Origin of the sequence: Mesotoga sp. Brook.08.105.5.1 (assembly GCF_002752635.1) — a bacterium.
In the GTDB taxonomy this organism is placed as follows: domain Bacteria; phylum Thermotogota; class Thermotogae; order Petrotogales; family Kosmotogaceae; genus Mesotoga.
Map to the genome: position 1 here is coordinate 58,877 of NZ_AYTW01000040.1, position 13,555 is coordinate 72,431.

At 44.8% G+C, this 13,555-nt stretch carries 12 protein-coding genes; 11 read left to right on the plus strand and 1 reads right to left on the minus strand.

The genetic code is table 11. The features are described from left to right. Position 1 precedes the first annotated feature (1 nt). The 11 genes from V512_RS11905 to V512_RS11955 all read left to right on the plus strand — a co-directional run bounded on the left by V512_RS11905 (position 2) and on the right by V512_RS11955 (position 12,674). The gene (locus V512_RS11905) at positions 2 to 1,252 is read left to right on the plus strand and encodes an ATP-binding protein (protein ID WP_099830670.1); all 1,251 of its coding nucleotides are present in this window, start codon (positions 2 to 4) and stop codon (positions 1,250 to 1,252) included. Then, positions 1,249 to 2,550, plus strand: a complete 1,302-nt coding sequence (locus tag V512_RS11910) for a thymidine phosphorylase (protein ID WP_099830671.1) — start codon at positions 1,249 to 1,251, stop codon at positions 2,548 to 2,550. The genes V512_RS11905 and V512_RS11910 overlap by 4 nt, the downstream gene beginning before the upstream one ends. Positions 2,551 to 2,562: 12 nt before the next feature. Further along, positions 2,563 to 4,236, plus strand: coding sequence for a phosphodiester glycosidase family protein (locus V512_RS11915; protein ID WP_099830672.1), 1,674 nt, complete (start codon positions 2,563 to 2,565; stop codon positions 4,234 to 4,236). Between the two features lie 28 nt (positions 4,237 to 4,264). Beyond that, a complete protein-coding gene (gene fusA / locus V512_RS11920; protein WP_099830673.1) occupies positions 4,265 to 6,337 on the plus strand; it encodes an elongation factor G in 2,073 nt (690 codons plus the stop codon). Between the two features lie 106 nt (positions 6,338 to 6,443). Beyond that, positions 6,444 to 6,722, plus strand: a complete 279-nt coding sequence (locus V512_RS11925; RefSeq protein ID WP_099830699.1) for a DUF503 domain-containing protein — start codon at positions 6,444 to 6,446, stop codon at positions 6,720 to 6,722. A gap of 16 nt (positions 6,723 to 6,738) precedes the next feature. Continuing rightward, on the plus strand, positions 6,739 to 7,965 hold the full coding sequence (locus V512_RS11930; protein WP_099830674.1) for a hypothetical protein: 1,227 nt from the start codon (positions 6,739 to 6,741) through the stop codon (positions 7,963 to 7,965). Beyond that, positions 7,937 to 8,530 carry a bis(5'-nucleosyl)-tetraphosphatase (symmetrical) YqeK gene (gene yqeK, locus V512_RS11935; RefSeq protein ID WP_099830675.1) on the plus strand — a complete coding sequence of 198 codons (594 nt, stop codon included), beginning with the start codon at positions 7,937 to 7,939 and terminating at the stop codon, positions 8,528 to 8,530. Before V512_RS11930 ends, yqeK begins: the two co-directional genes overlap by 29 nt. Continuing rightward, complete coding sequence (locus tag V512_RS11940; protein WP_243392416.1) at positions 8,517 to 9,227, plus strand: hypothetical protein; 711 nt, start codon at positions 8,517 to 8,519, stop codon at positions 9,225 to 9,227. Before yqeK ends, V512_RS11940 begins: the two co-directional genes overlap by 14 nt. Then, complete coding sequence (locus V512_RS11945) at positions 9,227 to 10,429, plus strand: LCP family protein (protein WP_099830677.1); 1,203 nt, start codon at positions 9,227 to 9,229, stop codon at positions 10,427 to 10,429. Before V512_RS11940 ends, V512_RS11945 begins: the two co-directional genes overlap by 1 nt. A gap of 4 nt (positions 10,430 to 10,433) precedes the next feature. Beyond that, the gene (locus V512_RS11950) at positions 10,434 to 11,384 is read left to right on the plus strand and encodes a GAF domain-containing protein (RefSeq protein WP_099830678.1); all 951 of its coding nucleotides are present in this window, start codon (positions 10,434 to 10,436) and stop codon (positions 11,382 to 11,384) included. A gap of 126 nt (positions 11,385 to 11,510) precedes the next feature. Beyond that, complete coding sequence (locus V512_RS11955) at positions 11,511 to 12,674, plus strand: type III PLP-dependent enzyme (RefSeq protein ID WP_099830679.1); 1,164 nt, start codon at positions 11,511 to 11,513, stop codon at positions 12,672 to 12,674. A 31-nt stretch (positions 12,675 to 12,705) separates the two neighbouring features. Here the strand turns inward: V512_RS11955 and V512_RS11960 are convergent, their stop codons facing one another. Next, positions 12,706 to 13,554: a rhomboid family intramembrane serine protease gene (locus V512_RS11960; RefSeq protein WP_099830680.1), complete on the minus strand. Its 849-nt coding sequence runs from the start codon at positions 13,552 to 13,554 to the stop codon at positions 12,706 to 12,708. Position 13,555 lies beyond the last annotated feature (1 nt).

The window sequence follows — 13,555 nt, forward strand, 5'->3', positions numbered from 1 at the left end:
GTTGTTCTATGCTGTCCTCGCTACTGTTGCGGTGATAGCTTTTCTCTTCTTGATTCTGTTCAGACATGAAAGACAGAAAAACAAGAGATTAGAAGCCGCCAAAAGGCGCTTTGCGGACCTTGTAGAAGTTCCGAGAAGCGCCGAGTTTATTTTCATCTATAAGAAGGTTCAGCAGCTTGTTTCGAGCATTAAAGAGGAAGTAACTTCTTTAAATGCAAGAATCGAAGATCTTGTGACGATTTTTGATAATCTGAGTGATGCCTTCTTGATAGTATCAGAGGATGGAAGGATTGATTACGCTAATAAAGCCGCGCAAGAGCTTTCGAGCAAGAAGCTAATTGGAAGGAAGATAAGTGAAGCGATAGACAATTATTACATTGGCGATTTGTTTGAAGATTCGGTAAGAACTAGAGAGAATCAGGAATCTGAGATAACGATCTACTACCCGAAGAGAACGATAAGAGAGTGTAAGATTATGAGAGTCTCCCTGAAGAACGATGTGAGATATCTCATCCTTCTTAGGGATATTACCAAGGAGAAGGAAGTTGAGGCGATGAGAAGGGATTTCGTTGCCAATGTCTCTCATGAGCTTAGAACCCCGCTAACATCTATTCATGGATATGCTGAAACGCTTGCAGAAGATGATCTTGAGGACAAAGATACAGTTTACAGATTTCTTTCAATAATCGAAAACGAATCGGCAAGAATGACAAGATTGATAAACGATTTGCTTGACCTTGAGAAACTCGAATCGGGCGAAGCCTCCTTCAGCAAGGAGGACGTAGAGCTCGGAGAAGTCGTCAAATATGTTATTCGAATTGTCGATCCTCTTGCAGGTGAGAAGGGTGTTATAGTAAATGTTGACGTAGAAGAAGGGATTTTTGTAGAAGGAGATTTTGATAGACTTGTTCAACTTCTTCTGAACCTGATCGATAATGCCGTTAAGTACACCTCCGCTAAGGAGCACGGGCCTAGAGAGATATGGCTAAGATCTTATGCTCAAAATAACCATGCAATGATTGAAGTTGAAGACACTGGTGTTGGAATACCTGAAGACTCTCTGAAGCACATATTTGAAAGGTTTTACAGGGTTGATAAGGCTCGATCAAGAAAGATGGGTGGTACAGGTCTTGGGTTGGCTATTACACGCTTTATAGTCGAAAAACACGGCGGAGTTATTTCCCTTGAGAGCGAGTATGGTACAGGAACGATTCTGAAAGTTAAGTTACCACTGAAGAAGGTGTTTAAATGAGAACTTACGACATAATCATCAAGAAGAGAAACGGCTATTCCAACACTAGAGATGAACTACGATCGCTGATACGGGGTTTTGTAGATGGCTATGTTCCAGACTATCAGATGGCGGCGTGGTTAATGGCCGTGTATTTCAATCATCTTGATGCAGAAGAAAGACTTTGTCTGACAGAGATCATGACTGACTCAGGAGAAAAGATCGATCTTTCGTCCATTAGTGGCATAAAAGTCGACAAACACTCTACCGGAGGAGTGGGCGACAAAGTGACTCTGGTAGTTGGACCGATCGTTGCGGCAGCAGGACTGGTTTTCGCAAAGCTGTCGGGAAGAGGTTTGGGTCACACAGGAGGAACGATCGACAAACTGGAATCGATTCCGGGCTTCAAGACTTCACTTGATATTGATGAATTCAAGCAGCAATCAGAACGAATAGGAATTGCTCTTGCAGGTCAAACCGCACAGGTAGCCATCGCTGACAAGAAGCTCTACGCTTTGCGAGACGTTACGGCCACAGTTGATGAGATTTCACTAATCGCCTCAAGCATAATGAGCAAGAAACTAGCTATCGATTCCGATGGAATTCTTCTTGACGTCAAGATCGGTTCGGGCGCCTTCATGAAAGACCTTGAAGAGGCTAAAGAACTTGCGTTGGCGATGATAGACATTGGAAAAAGAAAGGGAAGAACCACGAAGGCTGTAATAAGCGATATGAACCAGCCACTGGGAATCGCTGTAGGAAACTCGCTTGAGGTAGTGGAAGCAATAGAAACTCTTAAAGGGAAAGGTCCAAATGATTTCAGCTCGCTTTGCAGAGTGATTGCAAGCCAGATGTTGGTAGTTGGCGGTGTTGCAGACGAAGATGATGCACAAGTAATCGTTGATCGCATGATCGACTCTGGTGAAGCCATCGAAAAGTTCAACGAATTCGTCGATGCTCAAGGAGGACCAAAGGATTTCTCGGAGAACTATGAGAGTTGTTTTGACAGGGCCGCCATCATCGAAGAGGTGAGATCTCAGGTGAGCGGATATGTGAAATCGGTTGATGCCGAATCAATTGGATTGATCTGCATGAGGCTTGGCGCAGGGAGAGAACGAAAGGAAGATAGAATAGACCCGGCTGTGGGTATGAGAGTTCTTAAGAAGATTGGAGACAGAGTTGAGAAGGGGGAAACGATCGCCATAGTCTATGCTAATCAAAGGGATAGGTTTGAGAGGGAAACTGTAGCAATTCGCGATTGTTTTTGTGTTTCGGAGGAGAGAGTGCAGGCTCCTCCGATAGTCTACGAGGTACTGTAGGGAGTGCATTCAATGAGACGTATCCTGTTCATTTGTTTCCTGCTAGTTTCATTGGTAACTTCAGCAAAGAATCTGATCTACCTTGACGATAGAGGACAGACAAGGGTCTTCACCGATGCGGTAGTTGTTGAGCGTTCAATGGATTTTGTAAAACTGGACATAATTGGTGAGTTGATAAGGGGGATAGTTGTTTCTCAGTCTCTTCGCCAAGAAGAGACGATAATGATTCTTCCGTCAGGGATTATCGTCTCACTTTCACATGAGACAAAAAGAGCAACCGTGGAGTTTGGAAGCGAATTTGAGAACTCACTGATTATCAGAGATAGCAAGGTTCTAGTCAACGCAGAGTTGCTTGCAGCTATTACAGACAAATCTTTCTTCAGCGAAGCAGAGGCGCTGATCCTCTATTCTCAGCCGGTAACTGTGAAGGGTATTCAAAACACACAGGAAGCGATCTATGTGACCCTTGATAGAGATGTTCTCCCGGACTTTTTCACAATTTGGTGGACCGGAAGCGGATCACTTGCCCTCACTCTGAAGCCCGCGAAAGTAGATCCATTTCTTTCATACGAAGGGATATCTGTGACGACCGGGAGGGGATTTGTGAAAATCTCTGCTGAGAAACCGTGGTCGGACGTTGAGTATGAGATCAAAGGAATGACGCTGATTATAAGAGGTAAAAGTGGTATGGGAAGAACAATACAACAGGAGGCCAGCTTAGATTTCGACCTAAACGTATTCGAGTCTTACTCGGGCGGCCAGAAGTTCACAATGTCTTATCTCGAAATGGACGGCTCGAAGTTCTCTTTTGGAGTTGAACTCGCTAACAATGAAATTGCAGGTCTTGAGAAGGCAACGGATACTCTGAAAAGAAGCGGTGCAGAGATAATGATTAATGGCGGATACTTTGATCAGAATCATAATCTACCAATAGGTCTCCTTGTTCGGGATGGCAAAGTGCTAGGCCTTCCAACTCTCGGAAGACCGGCGATTTACTTCACTGAAGGTGGTGAAGTATATGTTTCAAGAATGGATGTATTCTACACGGCCAAGTTTGGAGACCGTTTTCTTCAAATCACGGGAGTTAACTCTCCGTATAGAGGAGAAGCCGTCTTGTACACAGATGAGTATCGAAACAGTATCCCTGATTTTGATGACTTCACCTATCTTGTAATAAGGGATGGCATGGTTACCAAAAAGGGTTTCGTATCCCGTGTGGAGAAGGGTTCAGATGTGTTGGTTCTTTCGCCATCTTCCGTACAGAAGATAGGGAATAAGGCTTCAGTTGGAGAATTTGTTTCATTTGAGTTGTTGAATTCATATGGAAAGAAGGTAACAGGAGCTGTTGAAGGAGGTCCGATGATAATACATGGAGGCGAGCCTGTAACCAGTTACGAGCGAAACTACTATTCAGCATCTCTGCTGGATGTTAGAGCTCCAAGAACGCTTGTTGGAGTTAAAGAAACCGGAGAAGTTGTTTTCATCGTAATTGATGGCTACCAGCAGACTAGCTATGGCTTAACCTTCAAAGAGATGATAGAATTCTTCAAAGACAAGGGATTTGAATCCCTCATGTGTCTTGATGGAGGGAAGTCATCGATACTATCTGTCAATGGTAAAATAATCAATTCGCCGTCCTCGGGAGTGCCTTCTCTTCCAGTAATTATAACTGGATCGCGAAAGTAGACTGAAATAGATTTGGAGGTGGTCAGATATGGACAAGATTCCTGTCGATGCCAAGAGAGATATTACACTAATTGGGCACCACGGGTCTGGAAAAACTCAAATTGTTGATGCGATGCTTTATAACGCTAAGTTGATTGATCGTATAGGCATCCTTGCAACCGATTCTGAAGAAGTTGAAAGAGAGAAGAAAGCAAGTTTCTCAATGGGGGTAACAAGTGTTCGCCACAACGATAGCAGGATATACGTCATCGATACTCCCGGTATGTCGGACTTCTATGCTGAGACTGCAAACGGAATCTTAGTGTCAGAGAACATCGTGGTGGTAATAAATTCTACTGCCGGGATTGAGATACAAACCGAAAGGTTTGGTTCGGTCGCCAAAGAGCATGGAAAAGGGATAATTGCATTCTTCAACATGCTGGACAAAGAGAGGTCCGGTTTCGCAGATACACTCGCCGATCTAGGAGACACCTTTGAGAGAACACCGGTTCTTGTGCAGCTTCCAATAGGCAGTGAAGCTGGTTTCAGAGGTCTGATTGATCTAGTGAAAATGAAGGCGTTCATTTTCGAAGATGGTGGCGTATTCAAAGAAGAAGATATCCCGGCAGATCTCAAATCAGCTGCCGAAGAGGCTAGAACAAAAATGATCGAGGACATCGTTCAGAACGATGAGGAGCTGATGATGAAGTATCTAGAGGGAGAACCCCTCTCGACAGATGAGCTTACCTCGGCTTTCAAAAAGGCCTATCTTGGAAATGAAGTGATTCCGGTTCTTCTTGGTTCGGCGGCAAAGAATATCGGAATTTCGCAGCTACTCGATTTTGTGATCGAAGTTGGAAAGAAGCCATCAGAGACATCGCCGAAGGCAGCCACACTTCTTTCCGGAGAGAAGATAGAAGTCAACGCTACCGAAGAAGAGCCGCTTGTGGCTTACATTTTCAAGTCAGTCGTCGATCCCTTCGTTGGAAAGCTGACTTTCATGAAGATACTTTCAGGGACACTCAAACAAGGAGACACTTTCATCGTGGTTGATCAAGAATCCTTGGAGAAAGTCGGACATGTTATGCTTCCCGAGGGTACAAAGGAGATTGAGGTAGATGAGGCTACTGTCGGGGATATCGTCAAGTTGAGTAAGCTCAAGAAGAGCGCTGCAGGTAATACGGTAGCTCACAAGGACAGACAGCTGAAACTCGAATTGCCGGAAATGCCTGAACCAATGATTTCTAAATCGATTCAGCCCAAGTCAAAAGGAGACATCGATAAGATTAGCGGAGGTCTCGCGAGACTTGCAGAGTCCGACCCTACGTTCAAGTGGGAAAACGATCCCGAAACCAATGAAACGGTTATCAGCGGTCTGGGTTCTGTGCATCTAGACATAATGATAGAGAGGCTGAAAAAACTCTTCTCCGTCGATGTCGAAGTAGGAAAGCCGAAAATCGCCTACAGAGAGACAGTGAGAAAGACCGTTGAGGCTGAGTATAAACACAAAAAGCAAACCGGTGGTCACGGTCAATACGGACACGTTCAGATCAGAATTGAGCCTAATGAACGTGGTGCCGGTTTTGAGTTCATTGATAAAATCGTCGGCGGAGTCGTTCCGAAAAACTATATCCCTGCAGTTGAGAAAGGTATCGTTGAGGCAATGAAAAAGGGCGTGCTGGCTTCTTATCCGGTAGTCGATGCAAAAGTAACGCTTTTCTACGGTTCTTACCACGATGTAGATTCTTCAGATATGTCTTTCCAGATAGCTGCCAGGCAGGCGTTCAAGAATGGTATGGGAGAAGCCAATCCGGTAATTCTTGAACCTTTGATGGATGTCGATGTCTTCGTCCCCGAAGAAGCGACAGGGGATATAATGGGTGAGATAACTTCTAGAAGAGGCAGACCGATGGGCATGGAACCTCAAGGGAAGGGCACTTCGAAAGTCGTCGCTCAGGTCCCACTTGCGGAAATGCTTGATTTTGCTAACAAGCTGAGCTCTATAACTAGCGGAAGGGGCTACTTCACCATGAGATTCAACTCTTATCAGGAGACCCCACCAGATGTCCAGCAGAAAATCATTCTTGAACGACAGAGGGAGCTTGAAGAACAGCAGAAGTAATGCTTTTCAGATTGACTAAGCGGGGGGGGGGGTTATCCCCCGCTTTCTTTTGAACGGCAGTCAAGCGCCAGATGTCATAGATTCGAGAGAACTTGGAGGAGACAAGATGCACGTAGGTTATGTGACCTATCTATTGAGACTTTACGGAATAAGTTCATTGAAGGAAAAACGGTCCATCATAAGGCCGATCCTTAGCGACCTTCGAAGAAATTTCAACGCTTCCGTTGTGGAGACGGGAAAACACGATTCGAAGCTGGAAGCAGAGATTACCGTAAGCATGGTTGCGTGCAAAAGAAGCGAGCTGGACTCTCTATTTCAGTCTGTTTGGCAGCGAATGATCTGGAACGGTGTCGAAGTCTATGGAGAGGAAGGAGAGATCTGGTGAAAACTGGAGGTGGGGTATGAAAAGGTTTCTGATTCTAGTTGTTTTCATTATCGGAGCATTTGTCGCATTTTCTGAGCAACTCTACATTTTCAATGGTTTCTCGATTCTCACCGGGGAGGTAGCTTTTGAGAAAGGAAGAGCGGTTATTGAGGTTCCTTATGGTGCCCAAGTTCAACCAGAAACCTTCTCTGTATTTGGGGTGCCTGAGTCTACTACGATCAACTTTGTTCCAGGTGACAGCGTGGAATCGCTATACGAAAGAAATCTGGGAAGACCTGTTAAGTTTGTTTATGAAGACGGTAGAGTTGAGAGACTTGAGGTTGTCTCGCCTCTTCCAGTATTCAGAAATTCATATGGCGAAATCATCGTGAATCCAAAAGGGTATCCCGTTTTCTCCGATGAGTTCAGCCCAAACGCCCGTTTTCTGTTGAACTCCCAGGATAGCTTCAGCGGTCACTCTTCATTTGCGTATCAAGTTAGGAACAACAGCTGGACCACGAGGTACTCGCTCTCACTTAAGGATTTCTCTCTAACGGGTCTTATGATAGTGCATCTTGAAATGGAAACCAATGAAAACGTGACTCTGGTCTCATCAAATCCAGGTTACGGTTATGCAACCAGGGACATGGCGGCAAAGATGGTAAATGAATCTTACTCAGTATCTCCTACTACTTCCGATGCTGAGACGAGACTTTACGAGATTTCCGTTCCTCTGAAACGTGGCACCAACTATATTGCGTTTCTCTCCGAACTCTTTTCTGGAGATAAGAGGCTAGTCTTCAGAGCAAGTAGAGGCGGAAGTAACTTCACCGGAGTTGAAATTGACGTTTATCTGAATGAAGTTCCAATTGATCTTCCGTCCGGCGTCATGGAGGTCTGGAGCGAATCTGTATACTTAGGTTCTGCAGGAATTGGAAATATTGCAAAGGGAGAGAGTGTTGTTCTTCAAAGCATAGCAAGATCAATAGAAGTTTCGGGTAGAAAGACGACTGTGACAACGCTTGGTGATTCAAAGTATAGATATTACAAGAACACTTATTACGTTAGGAACCTTTCCGAGGAGACTGTAACAGTTGAAATTGAAGACTACCTTGGTCAGAACGCCGAACAATTCCACCTGAATTGCGAAGATTGTGATTTCGACTACATAAAAGAAACAGGTATGTGGACTTACACGGTATCGGTCGATCCAGGCGAGGTAGCGGAGGTAGAGGTTGAATATAGGGTACGATATTCTAACTGAAGTTGTTCGTGAGAAGGCAGAAGAGACTTGCTCTCCTGAGAGACTAGAACACATTTCGGGGGTCGAGAGATTGGCAAAGAGACTCAGCGTTGTACATAACTCAGACCCTTTTAAGGCAGCACTCGCAGCCTTGTCGCACGATCTCTTCCGAGATGCGGATGGAGATGAACTTATGCGAAAGGCAGTCTCATACGGGATAGAGCCATCAGATATCGAGAGAAACTTCCCAATTCTTCTTCATGGCAAGGTTGCTGCCTGTTTTCTAAATGAAGAGTTCGGACTGGAAGGTGACGTGTTTGAGGCAGTGTACTGGCATGTCAGCGGGATTCCCGGTATGTGTGTGCTTGGAAAGATACTTATGATTGCCGATATTAGCGAGGAAAGTAGATCCTTTCCCGAGGCCCTCCAGATTCGTGTGGCGGCCGAAGCAGATCTGGAAAAATCGTTTGTTGACGTGATAAGATTGAAAATAACATGGGCCGTAAAGTCGGGCAGTCTCTTGCTTCCTGAGACTGTGTGGACGTGGAATGAATTACTTGGAGGTGCCAATCATGTCTCTAATTAAGCCAAAGAAACGACGTGGTCCGAAGTTGTTGTGGCTGATTATTCTTATCTTAGTAATCGTTGCTGCCGGTGCCGGTTATGTGTATTTCACAATCAGCTCAGTCAGCGGAAGCGATGAGATGAAGGCAAGTTATGTGGACTATCTCTTCCACTGGCAGGAGGGCAGTGAACACGTGTACTACTATTTGAGAACCACTGTGAGCGCCCGGACTTCTGTGGTAACTTTTCCGGTATTTGCAACGATCGAGAACTCCAAAGAGGTTCTTGATCCTCAACTTGGCGCAGAGGCAATGAGATTGGTGCATAGTTGGTTGAACACCAACAGTGACTTCTCATACTTCGTGAATCTTAGTCCTAAGCTGATAAGTGAACTCGCATCGGGATTAGGTGTGAATGCTTCGAATCCCGTTCAGTTAATTGATGCAATGGCCTTAAGAGGGTTCAAGCTGTTCGATTACTGGAAGATAAATGGACTTGCAGAAACAGTAAAGGAAAACGACGGTTCCACTACTCTTACATCTAGGGGGATTGCCGTACTTCTCGACAGACTTGGAAGCTCTTCAAGGATGGCGTATCAGCTGGAAACACTAACTCAGTTTCCTTTGAAGATCTCTGTAGGGGTTGGAGGAGAAACCGTTAGCCGTCTATATCTAAAGCCCGATTCTCTTGACAGTGTGAAGAGAGCACTCTCAAACTGATGAAGTCTGTTCACTTTACCCTTGCAACCATTTCGGTTCTTCAGGTCTTTCTCTTCTTCTTCCTAGTTTTTCTGGTTTTCAGGGATGCATACGGTTCTATGACTGGAAGAGACCTTGTGGGAGAGACAGTGCTGATAGTTGGCATAGATTCTGGAGGTAACTCAAAGGCTGCCGTTGGCGGAAGAACTGACTATATTTCCATAGTCTACTTTGGATCCTCTGGAAAACTTCTCTTGAAAAGTATTCCGAGAGATACAGTTATTTCTTATGGATCAGAGAAAAGGAAGATCAATTCACTATACAACTCATTCGGAATGGAGGCACTTATCAAGGGAGTCGAGGAACTCACAGAAAGAGAAATAACCGGTTGGGTAGTTGTTGATTTCAGCACTGTGACTGAACTGACAAGGTTCACCGGTCCTATAAGAGTTGAAGTGAATTCCTTGATGCATCACGATGACTTTCAGCAGGGACTCCACATTCACTTTGAACCTGGAATACACTTTCTTGAGGGTGAAGATTTGCTCAAGTTTCTGCGTTATAGGCAGGCGGATTCTGGGGATTTGGGCCGGATAGAGAGGCAGAGACTGGTGGTGGAGCAGCTCTTGAAGAACCTTGTTAACGCAGGACCCTCAAAGATAGTCGAGATGATTGACTTCTTGCTCGAAAAGACAGATATCAGCATCGACAAGAAGTCTCTCACGGATTTCGCCGTCGGCTTTTTCACTGGACCGAGGTCTGTCAGCTTTGCCCAGATAGACTACTACATAGATGGAGAAGGTCGGATAATACCTACAGGACCGGGAAGTGATGATCCAGAACCTACAAGGGGTGCAAGCTCTTCACCAAAAATTCTTGTGGTCAATAACATTCCTGATTACAGCACTCGTTTCGGAGATTTTGCCGAGACAATAAAGGCTCAGTGGTCTGCTCAGGCAGGCGTGAAGATAGATGCAACGGGTCTAGTTCCAGAAATAAATGGGATTGAAAAGAGAGGTACATATCTCTTCATTAATAATAGAGCAACGGAAATCAGGGAGCTATTCTCTAAGGCTCATGTATATCATAGACCTATAGTAATGGTTACTTCAAGCTTTGGGGGACTGGACTACTACTACGGCCTGATCGATTCGCTTTCTGAAAACAGATTCTACCCGTCCAATTATGATGCTTATGTATTGCTTGGCGTAGGAGGAAAGTAGCTAGATGAGGAGCATTTTCAGGGATTTCACTTATGACTATTTCAGTATTCTAAGCTATCCGAAGGAAAAGTGGGGAGACTTCTGGGCTGCATACAGAGAAAAGCATCCAAGGGTACTCGAAGAATACATGTTCAAGAACAATCTAGATGACAGAACCCTCTCAGGAGAGATTGAGAAACTGGAAAGAAGGGAGATAGACAGACTTTCTCATTATTGGGAAAGTCATGGTCCTATCGAGAAAGGGAGGGTCCTTAAAAATCTTGGAAAGATATCGTCACAGCTTCACCTGGAAAGGGAAGACTTTGTGATCCACATTCTGGGTGCTCTGGGAAAACAAGAGCATCTTATCGTTCCAACTTCAAAGGGAAATGTAGTAATGATAGATCTTCTTCATTGCTGGAGTGAAGGCAACATAAAAGACTTCTCTGCCGTAGCCATGAGGGCATTGGAAGACTTCATAGAGTATTCCGAAATGAACGTTCGCATTAGTATGTCTATGGAGGAGAAGGTACAGAGATTTGACCGTTTACTCAAGTACATAGAGATGAGCACTAAGGGATGCGGTTTCGATGAGAAGATGACGATTGTTTCGAAGCTTCTCGACAAGTATGTAGACTACTATAACTGGACAGGCTTCTATCTTTCCGATGGAGATAACTCCCTCATACTGGGACCGTATGTGGGCGAACCCACCGAACACGTCAGGATAGGCTTCGGTAGCGGAATTTGCGGCCAGGCGGCCGAGACGAAGAGTGTATTTCTCATACCAGATGTTTCACAGGAGACCAACTATCTTTCGTGCAGCGCGCGTACCAAGTCAGAGATCGTACTACCCTTGATTGTCGATGAAAGAGTCATAGGTGAACTGGATATTGACAGTCATTTTCAAAACAGTTTCGATGATCTTGATCGGGAATTTCTAGAAAAAACTTGCAGACTCCTCATAGAAAGCTGAAAGCGCCTATTATTGGGCAATATGGTTTTGTAACGTTATTAAACTATAAATGACATTTTATCTTTGGCATTCCTTCATAGTATCGATGCTACAATAACTTGATTATTTTATAGGAGGGATGCCGTAGTGCACATTACCCCTGAGGTAAGAAAGGCCGCAAGAGAAGTAAAGACACCATTCTTGATAATGGATATGGATTACGTTAGAAACAACTATTTCGACATTGTAAGCCATGTTAGGAATGTTCAGGTGTTTTACGCGGTTAAAGCGAACTCACACCCCAGGATTATCGAGACTCTTCGGGACCTCGGCAGTAATTTCGACGTAGCATCGCGCGGAGAGATTGAGAAACTTCTCTCACTTGGAATTGGTCCAGAAAGAATGAGTTTTGGAAATACGATCAAGAAAGTAGAGGATATTGCGTACGCTTATTCCGTTGGAATAGACTACTATGCTGTCGACTCGGAAATGGAAGTGGAGAAGATAGCCGCCCACGCTCCCGGAAGCAAAGTGTACGGAAGAATCGCTACGAGCGGGGGCGACTGCGACTGGCCTCTCTCAAGAAAGTTTGGAACCGATGTGAACCATGTCATTTCAATAATGGAATACGCCGATCAGCTTGGACTTGACGCTTACGGAGTAAGCTTCCATGTTGGTTCTCAGAATTACAACGTCAATAGCTGGGACGACGCCATAAGAGATGCCTCGGAAGTATTCAAGACTCTGCGCTCGAAGAATATAAACCTTCGCATGCTCAACCTTGGTGGAGGGATGCCCGTTAGGCATGTTAGAGAAATCAAGTCTGTTAAGTCATATGGCGACATAATTAACAAAGCACTCGACAAGTACATGTCTTCAGTTTCTAATCTCGAGCTCTTCATAGAACCAGGAAGATCGATGGTAGGAAATTCCGCTGTTCTCGTTAGCCAGGTTATTCTTAGAAGTAAAAAGGGTGAAGAAGAGTGGGCGTACATTGATGCCGGTGTATTTCACGGTCTTACCGAAACGATTGAAGGCTTCAGATACGAGGTGTTGACAGAAGGAAAGGTCGATGATACAAAGATTTCTTTCCATCTTGCAGGTCCCACGTGTGATTCCGTGGATACGATCTATCATGAAATCGATCTTCCGAAGAACATTGGTTACGGAGACATAGTATACTTCATCAATGCCGGTGCTTACACAACCGAGTATGCTACTAATTTCAACGGTATTGACGCTCCCCGAGTTCTCTTTGTAGAAGACTTTGTGGATGCTGAGATGCATATCGACGGCGACTTCATAGAATGAAAGAGCCCCGAAAGGGGCTCTTATTGTAATGTCAAAGAAATCTTCTCAAGCGTTCGAACTCCTCTTCTGAAAGTAGATCACGTCTGTAGAGCTCCCAGAGAACTTTTGAGGCTACTTCCTGATCCTTCAGACTGCTCAGCTCACTTCTCAACTGAACGATTCTCAACGTTCTCTCTTCTGATTTCACGTTTTTGAGATCGTTCAGAACAGGAATATACCTTACAAGAATATCTCTGGAGAACTCTTCGGGACTCTTCTCCTTCACTTTCGTAAAGACTTTTCTAGTACGGGCGAATCTAGCATAAGCAGGCTTTGCGAACCAACCGATTATCGCACCGGCCACAAGGCCACCAATATGAGCTGCGTTGCTTATCCCTGGAATACTGAAGCCGAGAAACAAGTTGATCAATATGATAGGAAGTAGGGAGTAGCCGGTTATCGAGCGTAGCGCGACAGGAGTGTCATCTTTAAGTCCCAAAGTGAAAAGGATACCTACGAGTCCGAAGATAGCGCTGCTCGAGCCAATAGTGAATGCATTAGAAAACGCAGCAGCACTCAGGCTCCCGCTAATTCCCGTAATGAAGTAGAAGATGAGGTACCACTTCATACCATAAACTCCTTCAACTATGTGTCCAAGCTGAAATAGAGCCCACATGTTGAAGAGAATGTGCATCAGATTTCCATGAAGGAAGAGAGCGGTCAGAGGGGTGTAAATGAGGCCATTTGAAAGAGCAAACCTGCTCACCCCACCATAAATCGTTATCAAGTCGCGATAACTGACGCCCATTGGGCCCCTGAAAAGCCCCATGATCATAACAAAAAGATATACAACGACATTTATTATTATCAAAGTTATGGTTGCACTTCTGAATCGGATCAAT

Bases quoted from the DNA above. Each gene is read 5' to 3' on its own strand.
- V512_RS11930 (WP_099830674.1), top strand. From the start codon at position 6,739: ATGAAAAGGTTTCTGATTCTAGTTGTTTTCATTATCGGAGCATTTGTC.
- fusA (WP_099830673.1), top strand. From the start codon at position 4,265: ATGGACAAGATTCCTGTCGATGCCAAGAGAGATATTACACTAATTGGG.
- V512_RS11925 (WP_099830699.1), top strand. From the start codon at position 6,444: ATGCACGTAGGTTATGTGACCTATCTATTGAGACTTTACGGAATAAGT.
- V512_RS11940 (WP_243392416.1), top strand. From the start codon at position 8,517: ATGTCTCTAATTAAGCCAAAGAAACGACGTGGTCCGAAGTTGTTGTGG.
- V512_RS11945 (WP_099830677.1), top strand. From the start codon at position 9,227: ATGAAGTCTGTTCACTTTACCCTTGCAACCATTTCGGTTCTTCAGGTC.
- V512_RS11950 (WP_099830678.1), top strand. From the start codon at position 10,434: ATGAGGAGCATTTTCAGGGATTTCACTTATGACTATTTCAGTATTCTA.
- V512_RS11910 (WP_099830671.1), top strand. From the start codon at position 1,249: ATGAGAACTTACGACATAATCATCAAGAAGAGAAACGGCTATTCCAAC.
- V512_RS11915 (WP_099830672.1), top strand. From the start codon at position 2,563: ATGAGACGTATCCTGTTCATTTGTTTCCTGCTAGTTTCATTGGTAACT.